Genomic DNA, 19,759 nt, shown 5'->3' on the forward strand with positions numbered 1-19,759 from the left:
GAGAGAGCCGAGTCAGACCCATGAGCAAGCACACCCTCTCCGTCCTCGTCGAGAACAAGCCAGGTGTCCTCGCCCGGATCACCGCCCTGTTCTCCCGGCGCGGCTTCAACATCGACTCGCTCGCCGTCGGCGTCACCGAGCACCCCGAGATCTCGCGCATCACCATCGTGGTGAACGTGATCGAGGCGCTGCCGCTCGAGCAGGTCACCAAGCAGCTCAACAAGCTCGTCAACGTCCTGAAGATCGTCGAGCTGGAGCCCGCCTCCGCCGTGCAGCGCGAACTCGTTCTGGTGAAGGTGCGCGCCGACAACGAGACGCGCTCCCAGATCGTCGAGATCGTCCAGCTGTTCCGCGCCAAGACCGTCGACGTCTCCCCGGAGGCCGTCACCATCGAGGCCACCGGCGGCAGCGACAAGCTGGAGGCCATGCTCAAGATGCTGGAGCCGTTCGGCATCAAGGAGCTCGTCCAGTCCGGCACGATCGCGATCGGCCGCGGCGCGCGCTCGATCACCGACCGGTCGCTGCGCGCACTCGACCGATCTGCCTGAGGCTTGAAACGGGCGGTCGGCGATCGCCGACCGCCCGTATATCGAGACCCGAAAACTTCCCTTCCCCCGCCCGCCGTACGGTGGGACGCAACACCGCACACCAAGGAGAACCCCAGTGGCCGAGCTGTTCTACGACGACGACGCCGACCTGTCCATCATCCAGGGCCGCAAGGTCGCGGTCATCGGCTACGGAAGCCAGGGCCACGCCCACGCGCTGTCGCTGCGCGACTCGGGTGTCGACGTCCGCGTCGGTCTGCACGAGGGCTCCAAGTCCAAGGCCAAGGCCGAGGAGCAGGGCCTGCGCGTGGTGACGCCGGCCGAGGCCGCCGCCGAGGCCGACGTCATCATGATCCTGGTGCCGGACCCGATCCAGGCGCAGGTCTACGAGGAGTCCATCAAGGACAACCTCAAGGAGGGCGACGCGCTGTTCTTCGGCCACGGCCTGAACATCCGCTTCGACTTCATCAAGCCGCCGGCCGGTATCGACGTCTGCATGGTCGCCCCGAAGGGCCCGGGCCACCTGGTCCGCCGCCAGTACGAGGAGGGCCGCGGCGTTCCGTGTATCGCGGCCGTCGAGCAGGACGCCACCGGCAAGGCCTTCCCGCTGACGCTGTCGTACGCGAAGGGCATCGGCGGCACCCGCGCCGGCGTCATCAAGACCACCTTCACCGAGGAGACCGAGACCGACCTGTTCGGTGAGCAGGCCGTCCTCTGCGGTGGCACCGCGGCGCTGGTCAAGGCGGGCTTCGAGACGCTGACCGAGGCCGGCTACCAGCCGGAGATCGCGTACTTCGAGTGCCTCCACGAGCTGAAGCTCATCGTCGACCTCATGTACGAGGGCGGCCTGGAGAAGATGCGCTGGTCCGTCTCGGAGACCGCGGAGTGGGGCGACTACGTCACCGGCCCGCGCATCATCACGGACGCCACCAAGGCCGAGATGAAGAAGGTCCTCGCCGAGATCCAGGACGGCACCTTCGCCCGTGAGTGGATGGCCGAGTACCACGGCGGTCTGAAGAAGTACAACGAGTACAAGACCCAGGACGAGCAGTCCCTCCTGGAGACCACCGGCAAGGAGCTCCGCAAGCTCATGTCGTGGGTCAACGACGACGAGGCGTAAGCCGTACGTCCAAGGGGTCGGAGCAGTCTGCTCCGGCCCCTTCGGCGAACCACCGGTAACGCTTGGAAACACGGCGTTGTCCATCCCGTCCAGCCACGGACGGGTGATCCTTCCGCAGAGGCGTAAGGCGGCCCGTTCGGCGCCACTACACTGCTGCACATCATTAACGCGTCAGGCCCACAGCGTCGTGCGTCTTCCACGCGGCTAGCTAAGCGACACCGGGGAAATGCAGGTGCGTTCCCCAGGCCGTTTACCACCCTCCACCGCATGCGGCCGTCGGGACGGCCGTCCGCATTGGACCTGTGAGGACTCACGTGAGCACTGCGTCATCCAAGCCCGTCGTACTCATCGCTGAAGAGCTGTCGCCCGCGACCGTCGACGCCCTGGGCCCCGACTTCGAGATCCGGCACTGCAACGGCGCGGACCGCGCCGAGCTGCTGCCCGCGATCGCCGAGGTCGACGCGATCCTGATCCGCTCGGCCACCAAGGTCGACGCCGAGGCCGTCGCGGCCGCGAAGAAACTGAAGGTCGTCGCACGAGCCGGCGTCGGCCTGGACAACGTGGACGTCTCCGCCGCCACCAAGGCCGGCGTGATGGTCGTCAACGCCCCCACCTCGAACATCGTGACCGCCGCCGAGCTCGCCTGCGGTCTGCTCCTCGCCACCGCTCGCCACATTCCGCAGGCCAACACGGCGCTGAAGAACGGCGAGTGGAAGCGCAGCAAGTACACCGGCGTCGAGCTCGCCGAGAAGACCCTCGGTGTCGTCGGCCTCGGCCGTATCGGCGCGCTGGTCGCGCAGCGCATGTCGGCGTTCGGGATGAAGGTCGTCGCCTACGACCCCTACATCCAGCCCGCGCGGGCCGCGCAGATGGGCGTGAAGGTCCTTACCCTCGACGAGCTGCTCGAGGTCTCGGACTTCATCACCGTGCACCTGCCCAAGACGCCCGAGACCCTCGGTCTCATCGGCGACGAGGCGCTCCACAAGGTCAAGCCGTCGGTCCGGATCGTCAACGCCGCGCGTGGCGGCATCGTCGACGAGGAGGCGCTGTACTCGGCGCTCAAGGAAGGCCGCGTCGCCGGCGCCGGCCTCGACGTGTACTCGAAGGAGCCCTGCACGGACTCCCCGCTCTTCGAGCTCGACGAGGTCGTCTGCACCCCGCACCTCGGCGCCTCCACGGACGAGGCCCAGGAGAAGGCCGGTGTCTCCGTCGCCCGCTCGGTGCGCCTCGCGCTCGCCGGTGAGCTGGTCCCGGACGCGGTGAACGTCCAGGGCGGCGTCATCGCCGAGGACGTCAAGCCGGGCCTGCCGCTCGCCGAGAACCTCGGCCGCATCTTCACCGCGCTCGCGGGCGAGGTCGCGGTCCGCCTCGACGTCGAGGTGTACGGCGAGATCACCCAGCACGACGTCAAGGTGCTCGAACTCAGCGCCCTGAAGGGCGTGTTCGAGGACGTCGTCGACGAGACCGTCTCGTACGTCAACGCCCCGCTGTTCGCGCAGGAGCGCGGCGTCGAGGTGCGGCTGACCACGAGCTCGGAGTCCCCGGACCACCGCAATGTCGTCACCGTGCGCGGCACGCTCAGCGACGGCCAGGAGGTCTCGGTCTCCGGCACCCTCGCGGGCCCCAAGCACCTGCAGAAGATCGTCGCCGTCGGTGAGTACGACGTGGACCTCGCGCTCGCCGACCACATGGTCGTGCTGGGCTACGAGGACCGTCCCGGTGTCGTCGGCACCGTCGGCCGGATCTTCGGCGAGGCGGGCATCAACATCGCCGGTATGCAGGTCGCTCGCGCGGCCGCCGGCGGCGAGGCCCTCGCGGTCCTCACCGTCGACGACACGGTCCCGCAGAATGTCCTCACCGAGGTGGCCGACGAGATCGGTGCGACGTCGGCGCGGTCGGTCAACCTCGTCTGAGGCTGCCCGTCCCCCTGGGGGCTCCGGCCCCAGACCCCCGTATCGCGCTGACGCGCTCGTCCTCAAACGCCGGACAGGCTGAAAACTCAGCCTGTCCGGCGTTTCGCGTAAGCGCTCCGCTGGAATTCCGGTGCGTCGTCTGCGGGGCCATCGTGGCTGGTCGCGCAGTTCCCCGCGCCCCTTTGGGGCGCTTCCGCCAGAGCGGCTCAGGCGGTCGGCTCGGACACGATCAGGCCCTCCCGGTAAGCGATCGCCACCGCCTCCGTGCGGCCGGCCGCGCCCAGTTTGGCGAGGATGTTCGAGACATGGACGCTCGCCGTCTTGCCGCTGATGAAGAGCTCCTCGCCGATCTGGCGGTTGGTGCGGCCCAGGGCGAGGAGGCGCAGGACGTCGCTCTCGCGGGCGGTCAGTGCGGCGATGCGGTCGGTGGCGGACGGTGATTCTGCGAGGCGGCCGCGCCGGATGAGGGTGTCGAGGTCTTCGCGCAGCGGTACGGCACCGAGCCGGACGGCCGCGTCGCGGGCCGCGCGCGCGTGCTCGGCGGCCTCCTCGCGACGGTCCGCCGACAGCAGCGCCTCGGCGAGGCGCCGTTCGCAGCGGGCCAGTTCGTACGGGTCGCCGTAACCGAACGCCGCGACGGCCTTCTCCCACGCGGTGACGTCGGGACCGGAGTGCGCGCGCAGCCACTCCGCCTCGGCGCGGGCCAGCCAGGCCAGCCCCTCGGGCCCCTGCTCGGTGCCGTCCTCACCCTTGGCGGCCGTCGTCCTGGCCACCTCCACCAGCTCGGTGGCGGTGTCGGTCCAGCGGCAGGCCCCCGCCTCGTCGCCGGTGAGGCGCCGCTCGACGGCCGCGTCCGCGACGGCGGAGAGGGCCAGCGCGGCGAGCCGCACACCGATGTCGGGCCGCTCGGAACCCGAGCCGTCGGCGAGCCTGACCAGATTGCCGCGCACGGACTCGACGGCACCCTCGGCGTCACCCCGCAGGGCCGCGTCGTCGGTCAGCACGATGCTCGCGACGAGCGTCGCCATCCAGTCGAACGGGCCGTCGAGCAGGGCGCGGGCACGCTCGGCGGCGCGCTCCTCGCCGCGGGCCACGGCCACGTACAGCGCGGGACCGACAGCGAACCCGCCCGCCGCGGGCAGCCGTTCGGAGTCGGCGGCGGCCGCGCGGGCGCACTCGTCCCAGCGGCCCAGGGTGTAGAGGACCAGCGACTGGAGGTAGCGCAGCTCCAGGGCGTACGGCGCGGAGACGAGCCCGGAGCGGTTCGCGCGCTCCAGTCCCTCGGAGAGCCAGGTGAGGCACTCGTCCAGGTCCCCGGACTCGTAGCAGCCGATGGCGAGGTTGAAGTGCGCGCGCATCTCGATCGTGACGTGCCCCGCGCTCCGGGCGAGGTCCCGCGCCAGGCGAAGCCGGTCGCGGCCCTCGGCGGTGCGCCGGTTGTGTCCTTCCAGGCCGACCATGGAGATGATCAAGTCGGCCTGCGCGTCGGCCAGTTGCAGCTCCTCGGCGATGCGCAGCGCCTGGCGGCCGACGCGCTCGGCGTCCTCGTCCTGCCCCATGTACCGCGCCGCCATGACATGGGTGGCAGCGGCCCACACCCAGGTGCGCGACGGCGGCTCGGCGGGGATGATGGCGAGCGCTTCGCTGCTGTAGGTGAACGCGGCCTTCAGGCTGTCGACACGCATCAGGTTGCCCGCGAGGGTGTAGCGGACACGGGCGGCGAGTTCGGAATCCGCGTCCGAGCCCGCTCTGGCCAGCGCGGCGCGGGTGAGGGAGACCGCCCGGTGCGTCTCGCCGGCGTGCGCCGCGGCCGCGGAGGCGCGCAGGGTGAGGGTCACCGGGTCGGCACCGCCCTCGGGGCGGGCGGCGGAGTCCACCGCGGGCCACAGTTCGAGCGCGGTCTCCAGATGGCGCAGCTCCTCGGCGGGCGCACCGACCCGCTGGGCGTGGTCGGCGGCCTCCAGCGAGGCCGTGAGCGCGTCGGCGAGGTCGTGACTCTCCCGCGAGTGATGGGCGCGTTCCGCCGCACTCTTGGCCGAATGGCCTTGCCCGGCAAGGAGTTTGGCGAACGTACGGTGCAGCCGGACCCGCTCCCCGGGCAGCAGATCGGCGTACACCGCCTCGCGGGTCAGGGCGTGCCGGAAGGAGTACGTGGCGTCGTCACCGGGGACGAGCAGCTGCCGGCCGACGGCCTCGCGCAGCGCCGACTCCAGCTCGTCCTCCGGCAGTTGTACGGCGTCACGCAGCAGGTCGTGCTCGACGCGGCGCCCGGCGACGGCCGCCGTGCGCAGCACCTGCTGTGCGGTGTCGGACAGTTGCTCGATGCGGATGAGGAGTACGTCGGCCAGCCCGCTCGGCATGGCGCCGGACGCCGGGCCGGTGTCGCCGGGGAGTGTGTCGGCGGTGGCGGCGAGCAGTTCCTCCGCGTAGAAGGCGTTGCCCTCGGCGCGGTCGACGATTCGGCGGACGGTCGTGTCGGACACGGCGCCCGTGCGCAGTGACCGTACGAGCCGGGCCACTTCCGCGTCGGCCATCGGCCGCAGTTCCAGCCGGTCGACGGCGGGCAGCCGGACCAGCTCGGCGAGCAGGGGGCGCAGGGGGTGGCGGCGGTGCAGGTCGTCCGCGCGGTACGAGGCGAAGATCGCCAAGGGGTGCGGCGGGGTGCCGGAGGCCGGGCTCTGGAGGAGGCCGCGGCTGAGCAGGAAGCGCAGCAGGTCGCGGGAGGACTGGTCCGCCCAGTGGAGGTCTTCGAGGACCAGCAGGAGCGGGGTGATGTCGGCGACGTCGGAGAGCAGGGAGGCCATGCCCTCGAAGAGGCGGAGCCTGTTTCCGCTGTCCGGGGTGCCGTCGCCGGTGCCCAGCAGGGGGTTGACCGCGGGGTGTGCCGCGAGGGCGGCGGTGAAGCGCTCGTCCGTGGCCAGTACGCCGAGGATCTCCGTGAACGGGAGGTACGGCAGGCCCACGTCGCCCAGGTCCACGCAGTGGCCGGTGAGGACGGTCATTCCGGTGTCTGCGGCGTGGGTGGCGGCTTCCGTCAGCGTGCGGGTTTTGCCGACGCCGGCGTCGCCCGCTATCAGTACCGCGTGGGGGTCGCCCTCCTTGGCGCGGGTCAGCACGCCGGTGAGCCGGGCGAGTTCGTCTGCCCGGCCGATGAACGGCGTACCGAATGTCTGTGCCACGGGAGCCATCCTGGCACGGGCCACTGACATGGGGCGTTGGCTTTCTTCGCCCCCTCCGCCCCTTCCCGTCCCGTTCCTGGGGGCTGCCGCCCCCAGACCCCCGCTATCGGCCTGAACGGCCTCGTCCTCAAACGCCGGACGGGCTGAAGACTCTCCCCCGGCCGGAGCTGAAAGATTCAGCGCCGGCCGGGGAGAGATTCAGCCCCTCCGGCGTTTGAGGAGCGGGGTCTGGGGCGGAGCCCCAGGAGCAAGGGACGGGTAGGGGCGGAGGGGGCGAAAAACCCAACCCCCACCCCCGACCGCGCCGTCAGGCGAGCGACTTCTCGCACTCGGCGGACTGGTCCGCGGCCTCCCGCACCTGCACCGTGCGCAGCGTCACTGCAGCCAGCACCGCCGCCCCCAGCAACAGCACCACCCCCGCGACCGCCGCCGCCTGCATGCCGCTGGTGAACGCCTCCCGGGCGGCTGCCGTCAGGGCCTGCCCGGTGTCGCCCGGGAGTTGCTGGGCGACCGCCAGTGCGCCGCCGAGGGTCTCGTGGGCCGCGGCCGGTGCGTCCGAGGGCACCTCGTTGCGGTAGACCGCGGTGCCGATGGAGCCCAGGACGGCCATGCCCAGTGCGCCGCCGAACTCCGTGCCGGTCTCCAGGAGGGAGGAGGCGGCGCCCGCGTTGCCGACGGGGACGGTGCCCAGGGCGAGGTCCATCATCTGGGACATCACGGTGACGATTCCGGAGGCGAGGACGCCGGCGCCGGCGAGGACCAGCCACATCGAGTCGGTATCGGCGAGGGCCAGCAGACCGTAGCCGCACGCGGCGACGACGAAGCCCGCGGTGACGACGTACGCACGATTGACGCCCTTCTGCACGAGCTGGGTGGTGACAGGTGCCGCGATGCCGATGAGTACCGAGGGAAGCAGCGCCCAGAGCGCGGCCTCCAGCGCGCTCTTGCCGAGCACCGACTGGATGTACTGGGTGGTGAAGTACGCCGAACCCAGCATCCCGAACGCCGAGACGAGGTTGAGGACGACCGCGGGTGTGAAGCCGTGGCCGCGGAACAGGGCGGGCGAGATCAGCGGGGACTTCGCGGTGCGCTGGCGCTGCACGAAGAGGTAGGCGAAGAACAGGCCGACGGTGACCGAGAGGACGTACTCGGTGTGCCAGCCCTCGGCCGTGAGCTCCTTCAGGCCGTAGATCACGGGCAGTACGGCGGCCATCGAGAGCGGGACGCTGAGGAGGTCGAAGCGGCCCGGCTCCGGGTTCCTGGCCTCGGGCAGCAGGAGCGGGCCGAGGACAAGGAGCAGCGCCATCGCGGGCAGGTTGACCAGGAAGACCGAGCCCCACCAGAAGTACTCGACGAGGACGCCGCTCATCACCGAGCCCAGCGCGATGCCGCCGGTCATGACACCGGACCACAGGCCGACCGCCTTCGCACGCTGGCCGGCGTCCGTGAACATCGTGCGGACCAGCGCCATCGTCGACGGCATCAGCGTCGCGCCGCCGATGCCGAGGACCGCGCGGGCGGCGATCAGGGTCTCGGCGCTGTTGGCGTAGGCGGCCACCAGCGAGGCCGCGCCGAAGGCGGCGGCGCCGAAGAGGAGGAGCTTGCGGCTGCCGATGCGGTCGCCGAGCGAGCCCATCGTCATCAGGAGGCCCGCGAGTACGAACGCGTAGATGTCGAAGATCCAGAGTTGCTGGGTGCCGCTCGGCTCCAGGTCCGCGCTGATCGAGGGGATCGCGAAGTAGAGGACTGAGACGTCCATGGAGACCAGGAGCAGCGGAAGCATCAGGACGCCGAGGGCGGTCCATTCGCGGCGGCCCGCACGGGCGGGGGGTGCGTTCGTCGAGCTCGTCGGGTTCGACCGGGCAGGCTGGTTCGGCTGGTTCGTCATGACAGGGACTGTACGAGCGTCTTAAACGCTTGTCTAGTACGAATGTGTAAGACGTGGGTATGGGACGGTTGTCTGGATCGGGGGTACGCTGGCGCCCATGGGACACCGTGACGATCTGCTCGAAGGCGCCAAGCGCTGCCTGCTGGAGAAGGGGTTCGTGCGCACGACGGCGCGCGACATCGTGAAGGAGTCGGGGACGAATCTCGCCTCGATCGGCTACCACTACGGGTCGAAGGACAAGCTCCTCGCGGACGCGTACGTCTCCCTGGTGGAAGACCTGTCCGGTTCCTTCGACCCCGGCGCGGGCGTCAGCAAGGGTGCCGCGCCGGGCTCGCTGGAGCGGTTTCAGGAGGTCTGGTCGAACATCATCCAGACCATGCGGGAGCCCGGCTCGCTGTGGCACCTCAGCATGGAGATCGTGGTCATGGGCGACAAACTCCCCGAGGTGCGCGACCACTTGGCGCGGGCGCAGCGCGAGGCCGGCCGCGGGATCATCCCGCTGCTCATGGGCGGCCGGGAGGAGGACGTCACCGACGAGGACATCGACTCGGTCGGAATGTTCTACAACACCCTGATGACCGGGCTCATCGCCCAGTGGACCTTCGACCCCGCGACGGCGCCGGACGCCGACCAGCTCACCGCGGGGCTGCGCCGCGTCATCGACGCGGCGGCCAAGTCCTCGGGCTGACCCGCTGTCCCGGGTTCACCCGGCGACGGCATCGAGGTCCCGCCACGCGGCCTCGGACAGGTCCCTGGCGACCCAGTCCGCGGCGGACGTGACCTCGGCGGGGGAGCGGAAGCCCGCCACCACACCGGCCACGACGGGGTCACGGAGAGGGAAGCGGACGGCCGCGTGGGGGAGGGCCGTGCCGTGCCGGGTGCAGACCTCCGCGAGGCGCCGGGCACGGAGCAGCATCGCCTCGGGGGCGGGGCCGTAGTCGAAGAAGGCGTCGTCGGGCGGGCGGGGCCTGCTGAGCAGACCGGAGTTGAACGGCGCCGCCGCGACCACCGAGACGCCCCGCTCGGCACAGGTGTCCAGCAGCGGGCGGGCGGTGCGGTCGACCAGCGTCCAACGGCCCGCCACCATCACGGCGTCCACATCCGATTCGGCGACGACCCGCAGCAGGGGTGCGACGGCGTTCATGCCGACGCCGATCGCGCCGACGACGCCTTGGTCGCGCAGGGCCGCCAGAGCGGGGAGCGCCTCGGTGACGGCGGCGTCCAAGTGATCGTCGGGGTCATGGACGTACACGATGTCCACCCGGTCGAGGCCCAGTCGGGTCAGGCTGCCCTCCAGGCTCCGGAGTACGCCGTCGCGCGAGTAGTCGGGGCGCCGGACCAGGGTGTCCGGTACGGCGAAGCCCCCCGCGGCCAGGTCGGATCCGGTGGGCGCGGGGTGGGGTTCCAGCAGGCGGCCGACCTTGGTGGAGACGGTGAACTCCGCGCGCGGCCGGTGGGCGAGGGCCGCGCCGAGCCTGCGTTCGGACAGGCCCAGGCCGTAGTGCGGGGCGGTGTCGAAGTAGCGCACACCTGCGTCCCAGGCGGCATCGACCGCGGCCAGCGCCTGGCTCTCGTCGAGCGGGGTGTAGAGGTTGCCGATGGGGGCGGCGCCGAAGCCCAGCGGGCTGACGCGGACCTTCGTACGGCCGAGTCGGCGGTCGGTCATGCGGGGATGTCCGTCTCGTAGCTCTCGTAGCTCTCGGTGCTCTCCGTGCTCTCGGTCGAGCAGTGCTCTCAGTCGAGGTGGAAGATCTCCTCGGCGGGGGCCCACAACTGCCCCTCGTCCGCGCTGTCCAGGGGCTGCTGGCACGGGTCGGTCAGCGTCCACCACTCGCGGGTGACCGGGTCGGCGGCGATGAGCGCGGTGTCGCCGGCGTAGTCGGTCCCCGTGTACTCCAGGTAGCTGAACAGCAGGCCGTCCCGGACGAAGATCGAGTAGTTGGCGATGTTGGCCCGCTTGAGGGTCGCGAGCACGCCCGGCCAGGCGGCGGCGTGCAGTGCCCGGTACTCCGACTCTTTCTCGGGCCTCAGTCGGACCACGGCGGCGAAGCGCTGCATTTTGCTCCAGAAGTCAGAGGATGTACGGGTCAAGGATCTGCTTCATCCGGCATGCAGGACCTTAAGGATCTGATCCCTTGTACGCAATAGTTCCGACGGGATGCACCAATTGTCCTGTTAAGTAAGGGTTCTAGAGGCGAATTGAGCAATCTTCTGTCCCACTCTTCTCAACGCGTAACGCCGGTGTCATAGTTGCCCCCACCGATGAACCTGATTAATCCGAGCGTGAACGAGGGGGACAACGCAGTGGGAGCTCCAACACAGGTGCCCGGCGAGGGCAATGACGACGCGTCAGGCCGCTACCGGCCCGGTTACGAACTGGTCGCCGAGCAACTGCTCAACTACATCGCCGAGCAGAACCTGCGGTCCGGGGACCGGCTGCCCACCGAACAGGGCCTGGCCGAGATCCTGGGCGCGACCCGCAACGTCACCCGCGAGGCGGTGAAGGTCCTGGCCGCCATCGGCCGGCTCAGCGTGCGGCGCGGCGCGGGAATCTTCGTCGCCGACTCGGCCGGCGGGCTGGTGGACGACCAGCTCTCGCACTTCCGGCCGACGAGCATGGAAGACGTCCTGATGCTCCTGGACTACCGGACGGTGATCGAGTCGGAGACGGCGCGCCGTGCCGCCTCCCTCGCCACACCGATCGAGGTCCGGACCATCCGGGAGTGCGCCGAGAAGTCGATGGTGGCGGCGAGGGCGGCCGACGGCTACGGCTTCGCCGAGGCCGACACCGCGTTCCACGACGCGGTGGGTGCCGCCTCGCACAACGTGTTCCTGAGGTCGAGCGTCGCCGGCGTACGGCGCCTGGCGTCACAGTCCGATGTCCTGCTGTTCCACGGTGACGCGCCCGGGTCCCTGGTGGTCGCGGCGGAACAGCACATCGCCATTGCCGAGGCGGTCGCCGCGGGGGAGGCCGATCTCGCAGCGGAGCTGATGGTGGCGCACATCGCCACCACTCAGAGCCAGTTCGAACGAAAGATCCGCGACAGGCTGTTCAACCTGGACAGCCGCGGCGCCTCCGGCACACAGGCGCAGCCGCCGAGGAGTACCGGAGCCACGGATGAGCCGCGGTCCCCGAAGTCCTCCGCGTCGTAAACCTGCGTCACGCCGTCACGGCCCGTGAACCAGGCGCACGCCCTCACAGGCACCCCGCCCTCGCGAGCCACCCAACGCCGGAGGAACCCGGAGGACGACCGGGTCTCCCCAGATGTCACTTCATTCAGGCGATTGGATTTCCGTGTCTGCACCGTCTGCACCGAGTTCACCATCGGCACCGAGCTCACCAGCCGTAACGAGCTCACCAGCTGCTCGTGATCGAATATTCGTGCCGCTCCGAAGGGCGCTGGTAGCCGCAGTGTCCCTGGCCGTGGCCACGGCGCCGCTGGCTGCCGCGCCGGCCCAGGCCGCCTCGCCGAAGGGCCTGAACGTCTATGTCTCGCCGACCGGGAAGAACTCCGGATCCGGCACCTCCGCGCATCCGTTCAAGACGCTGGAGTACGCGCGGGACTACGTCCGTGAGGCCAAGAAGAAGGTCTCCGGCGACGTCCATGTGCTGCTGAAGTCCGGCACCTACCAGCTGAGCCGCACCTTCAGCCTCACCGCCCAGGACTCGGGCAAGGGCGGGTCCCGGATCATCTACGAGGCCGCCCCCGGCGCGACCCCCGTGATCAGCGGAGGCAAGCAGATCACCGGCTGGACCCCGGCCGACTCGACGGGCAAGGTCTACAAGGCCAAGGTGGGCGACCTCGACACCCGCCAGCTGTACGTGAACGGCGAGTTGGCGACCCGGGCCCGCAGCACGAAGGACCCGGCCGGCTTCAGCAAGACGTCCACCGGCTACACCTTCACTGACGCCGGCATCAGCGCGTACAAGCAGCCCAAGGACCTTGAGGTCGTGAGCAGTTGGGGCTGGAAGCTCCAGCGCTGCGGTGTGGAGTCGATCTCCGGCAACACGATGACGATGGAGCAGCCCTGCTGGCACAACGCCCACTTGCAGCAGGGTCAGGAGATCCAGAACCCCACCTGGCTGGAGAACGCCCGCGAGCTGCTCGACACCCCGGGTGAGTGGTACCTCGACCAGAGCACGGACGAGGTCTACTACATGCCCAAGGACGGCCAGAACCTGTCCACCGCGACCGTCACGGTTCCGGTCGTGCAGGACCTGGTCGACCTTAACGGCACCAGGGCAAAGCCCGTCACCGATGTGTCCTTCGAGGGCATCACCTTCTCCTACTCCACCTGGCTCGCCCCCAGTTCGTCCGACGGCCTCATCGAGGGCCAGGCGGGCTTCCGGATGGTCGGCGAGGACAACCCCGACTTCGACTCCACCCGCCTGAACTGGCAGAAGACGCCTGGCGCGGTCAACGTGAACCACGGCCACGACGTCAGCTTCGAGGGCAACACCTTCACCCACCTCGGCGCGGTCGGACTCAACCTCAACACCGGCACGCAGGGCACGGACATCACGGGCAACGTCTTCAGGCAGGTCGCCGCCACCGGCATCCAGATCGGCGGCGTCGAGGCCGGGGACGCCCACCCCGACGACCCGCGGGACATCACCAAGGACACCATGGTCGACAACAACGTTGTCACCAAGGTCGCCGACCAGTACAACGGCTCGGTCGGCATCCTGGCCGGCTACACCGACAACACGGTGATCACCCACAACAAGGTCTACGACCTGCCCTACACCGGCATCTCGGTGGGCTGGGGCTGGGGCCTGACCGACGCGGGCGGCAACTCCGCCTACCCGAACAACGCCGGGATTCCGGTCTGGGACACCCCGACCACCAGCCAGGACACCCTCGTCACCGACAACGAGATCAGCGACATCATGAAGTCGCAGGCCGATGGCGGAGCCGTCTACACCCTCAGCTCCAACCCCGGCGGCACGGTCTCCGGCAACTACATCCACGACGTCCCGGCACCGGCGTACGGAGCCGTCTATCACGACGAGGGCAGCCGCCACTGGGAGAACACCGGCAACGCCATGTGCGACATCTCCTTCCAGTGGCTGCTGATGAACCACGCGGAGGAGAACACCGCCACCGCCAACTACACCAGCAACCCCGCCTACAGCGTCCAGTACCTGAGCAAGAACAACGACGTCAGCGGCAACGTCACCGTCGACTCCTGCGACCAGCTCCCGGCCTCCATCGTGAACAACGCCGGTCTCCAGCCGGCCTACCGTCACCTCGACCCGGGCCCGGCGGTCACCGACACCCAGGCGCCCACCGCCCCCGGCACCCCGGCCGCGACCACCGACTTCCCGACGGTGGCGGACCTCGACTGGACGGCGTCCAGCGACAACACGGGTGTCACCGGCTACTCCGTACTCCGTGACGGCAAGCTCGTCAGCGCCACCGGCAAGACCTCGGTGCGGCTCTCCGGCCTGACCGCCGGCCAGACCTACACCTTCACGATCACCGCCCGTGACGCGGCCGGCAACGAGTCGGGTCCGAGCGCCGAAGCGAAGGTCACCATGCCCTCCGGCAGCGACCTGGCGCTGAAGCAGCCGGTCACCGCCTCCTCCGACTCGGAGGAGAACTTCCCCGAGAAGGCGGTGGACGGTGACCTGTCCACTCGCTGGGCGCAGGGCCTGGGCCTGCCCGACCCGTCCTGGATCCAGGTGGACCTCGGCGCCCAGTACGACGTGAGCGGCGCGATCACCACCTTCGAGAAGGCAAGCGGCTACAAGTACCGCATCGAGGTCTCGCCGGACGAGGTCAACTGGAAGACGCTGGAGGACCACACCTCCGCGAACACCACGGCGTCGACCAACTACTCCCACACCGACGAGCCGGTCACCGGCCGCTTCGTACGGCTGACGGTCACCGGGACCAGCGGCAACGGCGGCAGCGTCTACGACTTCCAGGTGTACGGCGTGGCCGCCGCGCCCAGTTCGGACCAGACGCCCCCCGCCACCCCCGGACAGCCCGACGTCACACCGCTGCTCCCCAGCCTGGTGGACCTCAGCTGGCCGGCCGCGACCGATGACACGGGTGTGACCAGCTATGTCGTCTACCAGGACGGCAAGCGGATCGCCGTCACCGGTGGCACCACCCTGCGGGTCTCCGGCCTGACCCCGGAGAAGGAGTACTCCTTCACCGTCGTGGCTCGTGACGCCGTACTCAACACCTCGGAGCCGAGTGAGGCGGCCGTCTTCACCACTCCGGCCGACAACGACCTGGCACTGAACAAGCCGGTCACCGCGTCGTCGCAATCGGAGCAGAACTTCCCCGAGAAGGCCGTGGACGGTGACCTGACCACCCGCTGGGCGCAGGGACTCGGCCTGCCCGACCCGTCCTGGATCCAGGTGGACCTGGGCAAGGACACCAGCGTCTCCGGCGTGGTCACCACCTTCGAGCTGCCCCGCGGCTACAAGTACCGCCTGGAGTACTCGACCGACTCCACGACCTGGTCGACGCTCGACGACCACACCGCCGAGTACACCGTCTCGTCGGCCAACCACTCGCTCCCCGACGAGCCCGTCACCGCCCGCTACCTGCGGCTGACGATCACCGGATCCAGCTACAACGGCGGCTCCGTCTACGAGATCCAGGTGTACGGCGAGTTCTGACCGCACGTCTCACCCGGGCCGGCACGTCCACACAGGAAACGAAAGCCACGATGAAGATCACCCATGTCGAAGTACACCGGATCGATGTTCCGGCGGCCGCCCCGCCCTTCAAATGGCGGGACGGACTGAGCGGAAGCGCTCCGGTGGGCGACGGCGCGGTCCTGCACCTCGGCACCGACGACGGAGCCGAGGGGGTGGCCCTGTTCGCCCGGCCGGGAGCCTTCACCACCCTGCGGGACCTGGTTGATCTGGTCCTGCGCGACGAACTCGTCGGAGCCGACCCGTTCCAGCGGGAATGGCTGTGGCACCGGGTGTGGGAGCTGGACCGTATCCACGAACTCCCGCTCCCCACCCTGGGTCTCGTCGACACCGCGCTGTGGGACCTGGCAGGCCGCTACCACGGCGAGCCGGTCTGGCGGCTGCTCGGCGGTTTCCGCGAGGCGATACCGGCGTACGCCTCCACCTCGACGTTCTCCAGCATCGCGGAGTTCCTCGACGTGGCGGACCAGTGCCTGGAACTGGGCTACGCCGGCATCAAGCTGCACGCCTGGGGCGACGCCCGCCGTGACGCCGAACTCTGCCTGGCGCTGCGCGACCACGTCGGTCCGTCGGTCCCCCTCATGTACGACGGGTCGGCAGGCTTCGACCTGCCCGACGCGATCCGCCTGGGGCGGGCGCTCTCGGAAGCCGACTACCTCTGGTACGAGGAGCCGATGCGCGAGTTCAGCATCTCCGCGTACCAGGCGCTGGCGACGGCCGTGGACATCCCGCTCCTTGTGGCCGAGACCTCCGACGGAGCGCATATGAACTCCGCGGACTTCATCAAGTCCGGCGCCGCCACCTTCGGCGTACGGGCAGGCACCACCCTCCGGGGCGGTATCACCGGCGCCATGCGCACCGCACACCTCGCCGACGCCTACCGGCTGCGGGCCGAGGTGCACGGTTCGGACATCCCGAACCACCACCTGTGCATGGCCATCTCCAACACCACCTACTACGAGTCCCTGGTGACCGCGACGAAGGTCGTCCGCGAACGCCATGTGGACGCACAGGGCCTGGTGCACGCCCCCACGGGGCCCGGCATAGCCCTCCCGCTCGACTTCGGCTACGGCCCCGAACTGCAGCCGTTCGTCGAGCAGCCGCGCTGACCGGACGGCGGCGGTCCCTCCTCCCCCCCATGGGGACCGTCACCGCAGCCGGCGCCCCCCAACAGGCGCGTTACCCGTCCCACGCAAGAAACCAGAAAGGCAAGACAATGTGGTCTTCCGGATCTCCGAGAGCAGGTCGCCGCCGGACCGCGGCCGCCGCGCTGGCACTGGCCACCGCGGCCGTCCTGACCGGCTGTGCCAGCGCCGACACCACCACCGGCTCCTCGCCTTCGGCCTCGGCGTTCAAGCCGGTCACGCAGAAGGAGGGTTCGCAGATCACGGTGTGGGCCGACTCGACCCGGCTGCCGTCGGTGGAGGCGTACCAGAAGGCGAACCCGGACGTGAAGATGGACATCGTCACGTACGACGGCGGCGCCGACGGCTCCACGTACCTCCAGTCCAAGGTGCAGCTCTTCGACCGGACCGGCAGCGGCTGGCCCGACGTGGTCTTCGGCTCACCCACCGACGTGACCTGGGCCTCCGAGCCCACGACGGCCGACGCGCAGCCGTTCGCCGCGCCCCTGGACAGCGACCTCGTACCGCAGAGCACGCTGGACGGCTTCGCCAAGGGCTCGCTCACGCCCTGCCAGTTCGACGACCACACCTACTGCCTGCGCAACGACATCGCGCAGGTCGTCCTCTGGTACAACCAGGACCTCATGGACAAGTGGGGATACGACGTCCCCACCACCTGGGAGCAGTACGAGGCCCTCGGCAAGCAGGTCGCCAAGGACCACCCCGGCTACCTCGTCGGCTCGGTCGGTGACACCAACTCCCATGAGTCGTACTTCTGGTCGGGCCAGTGCCCGGCGTTCGAGCTGACGAAGCCGGACACCCTGCGGACCGACCTCCAGGACCCCAACTGCACGAAGATGGCGGGTCTCCTCGACGGGCTGATCGACGCCAAGGCCGTGACCACCAAGGGCTTCTTCAGCCAGGGCTTCGCCAAGGACAGCGGCAGCAAGGTCCTGATGGCGTACGGCCCCTCCTGGTACGGCCAGTACCTGTTCAAGACCGCCTTCGAGACCCCGGCCAAGCAGATCGCCGCGGCGCCCCCGCTGAAGTGGGAGGGCGAGAGCACGACCGCGACCGGCAACGTCGGCGGCGGCGTGTGGATGGTGTCCTCGCACAGCGCCAACCTCAAGGCGTCCACGGACCTGGTCACGTGGCTGACCACCTCCGACGAGAACCAGGCGGCCGCGCCCACCTACCCGGCCTACACCAAGGCCGCCGAAGCGTGGCTGGCCAACCCGGTCAACAGCGACTACTTCGCCAACGACGTGAGCGGGCCCTTCAAGGAGGCCGCGGGCGAGGTGTGGACGGGCTGGTCGAACACCAAGTTCTCGGACGCCACCGCCTGGTCGAGCGTCGTCCTGCCGGCCCTGACCGCGGGCAAGAGCCTCACCTCCACCCTGGATGCCTGGCAGAAGGAGATCAGCAACGAGGCGAAGGCCGAGGGATACCAGGTGGTCAACCAATGACCTTGCTGGAGACCGAGCGCGCAGCCGTCTCCGCCCTCCGCCGCGGCACCGAGCCGCGGCGGAGGGGCCCCGGCCCTGCGGGCTACCTCTTCGTCGCCGGCTACGCGATCCTGCTGCTCGCCTTCGGGGTCTTTCCGACCGGCTACTCGTTCTACCTGGCGCTCACCAACGACCAGGGCCAGTTCACCGGGCTCAACCAGTTCGTGAAGGTGGCCCAGGACTACCGCTTCGTCCCGGCCTTCACCCACATGCTGGTCTACCTGGTGATGTGGCTGGTCGTCCTCGTCGTCCTGGTGGTGCTCGTCGCGGTGGTGCTGCGCAGCAGGGTGCGGCCGGGTACGTCGGCGCTCTTCCGCTTCCTGTACTACATCCCGGGCGCCCTGGCCGGAGTCGCCAGTGTCCTGGTGTGGCTGTTCATGCTGGACCCGGACGTCAGCCCGGTGTCCTGGCTGCTCAACAGCATGGGTATGCACAGCTTCGCGGCGGTGCTCACGCCGGGCAACCTGCCGCTGATCCTCATGCTGATCGCCTTCTGGACCGGTGCCGGCGGCTGGATGGTCGTGATGTACGGGGCGCTCAACAACATCCCCGACGAGGTACTGGAAGCCGCCCGGATGGACGGCGCGGGGCCCTGGCGCACCGCCTGGCACGTCCAGATCCCGATGATCAGGCAGTGGATCGTCTACATGACGATCATGGCGTTCGCGACCGGCACCCAGCTCTTCGTCGAGCCCCAGCTGCTCCAGACCGCCAGCCTCGGCCGGGTGAGCCCGACCTGGTCACCCAACCAGCTGGCCTACGTCTACGCCTTCCAGCAGGGCGACTTCAACGGCGCCGCCGCCATCTCCGTCTTCCTGCTGGCGCTCGGACTCGTGGCCGCCGGACTGCTGGTCGCCCGCTCGAACCTGTTCAAGTTGGATGAGAAATGACGCAATCCACGCTCTCCTCACCGACGCAGGTGGGTCGGAGCCTCCGGCCCTCCCGGGTCGTCTCCTTCCTGATCGTCGGCCTCCTGCTGGCCCTGCTGCTGGTGTTCTTCGTGCTGCCGGTGATCTGGCTGCTGCTCGCACCGTCGAAGACCGCGGGCCAGGTGGTCCAGGACAACCCGCTCTCCTTCGGGTCGTTCCAGCAGATCGGCGATGCCTGGCAGCACCTGTTCGCCTTCCAGGACGGCGCGATGGTCACCTGGCTGCGCAACTCGGCGGTCTACTCGGGGGGTTCGCTGATCCTGACGCTGGCCGTCAGCATCCCGGCCGGTTACGCGCTGGCCCTGACGAACTTCCGGGGACGCAAGACTCTCCTGACCGTCACCCTGGTCACGATGATCATGCCGCAGGCCACCCTGGTGCTGCCGATCTTCCTGGAGCTCAACAAGTTCCAGCTGATCGGCACCGTCTGGTCGGTGATCCTGCCCTTCTCCTTCTATCCGTTCGGCGTGTACCTGGTCTACATCTACTTCGGCAGCAGCCTGCCCAGGGACCTGCTGTCGGCCGCGCGCATCGACGGCTGCAACGAGTGGCAGCTCTTCACCCGCATCGCGCTGCCGCTGGCCAAGCCGGTGGTCGGCCTGGTCGCGTTCTTCAGCTTCGTGGGCAACTGGAACAACTTCTTCCTGCCGTACCTCGTCCTGCCGAAGAGCGAGCAGTTCCCCATCCAGGTGGGCCTGAACCAACTGCTCACCTCCACCCCGTCGTTCAACCCGGTGGCGGGCGCCGGTCTCAACATCACCATCCCGGAACTGGCCCTGGCGATCGTCGTCGCCATCCTGCCCGTCCTGGTCCTCTTCCTCTTCTCGCAGCGCACGCTGGTCTCCGGGATGCTCGCCGGCGCGACCAAGGAGTGAGCACC

At 69.4% G+C, this 19,759-nt stretch carries 14 protein-coding genes and 1 pseudogene; 11 read left to right on the plus strand and 4 right to left on the minus strand.

Annotated elements, in window-relative coordinates:
* Positions 1 to 20: 20 nt before the first annotated feature.
* The 3 genes from ilvN (at position 21) to serA (ending at position 3,578) form a co-directional block, all read left to right on the plus strand.
* Positions 21 to 548 (plus strand): acetolactate synthase small subunit, encoded by a 528-nt coding sequence (ilvN, locus tag OG219_RS33820; protein ID WP_266832976.1) that lies wholly within the window; start codon positions 21 to 23, stop codon positions 546 to 548.
* Positions 549 to 663: 115 nt separating this feature from the next.
* Positions 664 to 1,665, plus strand: coding sequence for a ketol-acid reductoisomerase (ilvC, locus tag OG219_RS33825; protein WP_266832978.1), 1,002 nt, complete (start codon positions 664 to 666; stop codon positions 1,663 to 1,665).
* A 314-nt stretch (positions 1,666 to 1,979) separates the two neighbouring features.
* On the plus strand, positions 1,980 to 3,578 hold the full coding sequence (gene serA, locus OG219_RS33830) for a phosphoglycerate dehydrogenase (protein ID WP_266832980.1): 1,599 nt from the start codon (positions 1,980 to 1,982) through the stop codon (positions 3,576 to 3,578).
* A gap of 206 nt (positions 3,579 to 3,784) precedes the next feature.
* Here the strand turns inward: serA and OG219_RS33835 are convergent, their stop codons facing one another.
* Positions 3,785 to 6,766 carry a helix-turn-helix transcriptional regulator gene (locus OG219_RS33835; protein WP_266832982.1) on the minus strand — a complete coding sequence of 994 codons (2,982 nt, stop codon included), beginning with the start codon at positions 6,764 to 6,766 and terminating at the stop codon, positions 3,785 to 3,787.
* On the opposite strand from OG219_RS33835, the pseudogene OG219_RS33840 reads away from it, so the two are divergent.
* Positions 6,753 to 6,906 (plus strand): annotated as a pseudogene (locus OG219_RS33840) (cobyrinic acid a,c-diamide synthase); the annotation flags it as partial. The gene OG219_RS33835 and the pseudogene OG219_RS33840 sit on opposite strands and share 14 nt — an antisense overlap.
* Before the next feature lie 158 nt (positions 6,907 to 7,064).
* Here OG219_RS33840 and OG219_RS33845 read toward each other — a convergent pair.
* Positions 7,065 to 8,645, minus strand: a complete 1,581-nt coding sequence (locus OG219_RS33845; protein ID WP_353962410.1) for an MFS transporter — start codon at positions 8,643 to 8,645, stop codon at positions 7,065 to 7,067.
* Positions 8,646 to 8,742: 97 nt separating this feature from the next.
* Between OG219_RS33845 and OG219_RS33850 the strand changes: the two genes are divergently transcribed.
* Complete coding sequence (locus tag OG219_RS33850; RefSeq protein WP_266832984.1) at positions 8,743 to 9,333, plus strand: TetR/AcrR family transcriptional regulator; 591 nt, start codon at positions 8,743 to 8,745, stop codon at positions 9,331 to 9,333.
* 15 nt (positions 9,334 to 9,348) lie between these two features.
* Here the strand turns inward: OG219_RS33850 and OG219_RS33855 are convergent, their stop codons facing one another.
* Complete coding sequence (locus tag OG219_RS33855) at positions 9,349 to 10,311, minus strand: aldo/keto reductase (protein WP_266832986.1); 963 nt, start codon at positions 10,309 to 10,311, stop codon at positions 9,349 to 9,351.
* A gap of 68 nt (positions 10,312 to 10,379) precedes the next feature.
* Positions 10,380 to 10,703, minus strand: a complete 324-nt coding sequence (locus tag OG219_RS33860; protein ID WP_266832988.1) for an L-rhamnose mutarotase — start codon at positions 10,701 to 10,703, stop codon at positions 10,380 to 10,382.
* 246 nt (positions 10,704 to 10,949) lie between these two features.
* On the opposite strand from OG219_RS33860, the gene OG219_RS33865 reads away from it, so the two are divergent.
* The 6 genes from OG219_RS33865 to OG219_RS33890 all read left to right on the plus strand — a co-directional run bounded on the left by OG219_RS33865 (position 10,950) and on the right by OG219_RS33890 (position 19,754).
* Positions 10,950 to 11,798 (plus strand): FadR/GntR family transcriptional regulator, encoded by an 849-nt coding sequence (locus OG219_RS33865; RefSeq protein ID WP_266832990.1) that lies wholly within the window; start codon positions 10,950 to 10,952, stop codon positions 11,796 to 11,798.
* A gap of 112 nt (positions 11,799 to 11,910) precedes the next feature.
* Positions 11,911 to 15,282 (plus strand): discoidin domain-containing protein, encoded by a 3,372-nt coding sequence (locus tag OG219_RS33870; RefSeq protein ID WP_266832992.1) that lies wholly within the window; start codon positions 11,911 to 11,913, stop codon positions 15,280 to 15,282.
* Positions 15,283 to 15,332: 50 nt separating this feature from the next.
* Positions 15,333 to 16,430: an enolase C-terminal domain-like protein gene (locus OG219_RS33875; protein ID WP_266832994.1), complete on the plus strand. Its 1,098-nt coding sequence runs from the start codon at positions 15,333 to 15,335 to the stop codon at positions 16,428 to 16,430.
* A gap of 107 nt (positions 16,431 to 16,537) precedes the next feature.
* Positions 16,538 to 17,911, plus strand: coding sequence for an ABC transporter substrate-binding protein (locus OG219_RS33880; RefSeq protein WP_266832996.1), 1,374 nt, complete (start codon positions 16,538 to 16,540; stop codon positions 17,909 to 17,911).
* Positions 17,908 to 18,840, plus strand: coding sequence for a carbohydrate ABC transporter permease (locus tag OG219_RS33885; RefSeq protein ID WP_266832998.1), 933 nt, complete (start codon positions 17,908 to 17,910; stop codon positions 18,838 to 18,840). The genes OG219_RS33880 and OG219_RS33885 overlap by 4 nt, the downstream gene beginning before the upstream one ends.
* Positions 18,837 to 19,754 carry a carbohydrate ABC transporter permease gene (locus tag OG219_RS33890; RefSeq protein ID WP_266833000.1) on the plus strand — a complete coding sequence of 306 codons (918 nt, stop codon included), beginning with the start codon at positions 18,837 to 18,839 and terminating at the stop codon, positions 19,752 to 19,754. The genes OG219_RS33885 and OG219_RS33890 overlap by 4 nt, the downstream gene beginning before the upstream one ends.
* Positions 19,755 to 19,759 lie beyond the last annotated feature (5 nt).

Origin of the sequence: Streptomyces sp. NBC_00038 (genome assembly GCF_026343635.1) — a bacterium.
Classification (GTDB): domain Bacteria; phylum Actinomycetota; class Actinomycetes; order Streptomycetales; family Streptomycetaceae; genus Streptomyces.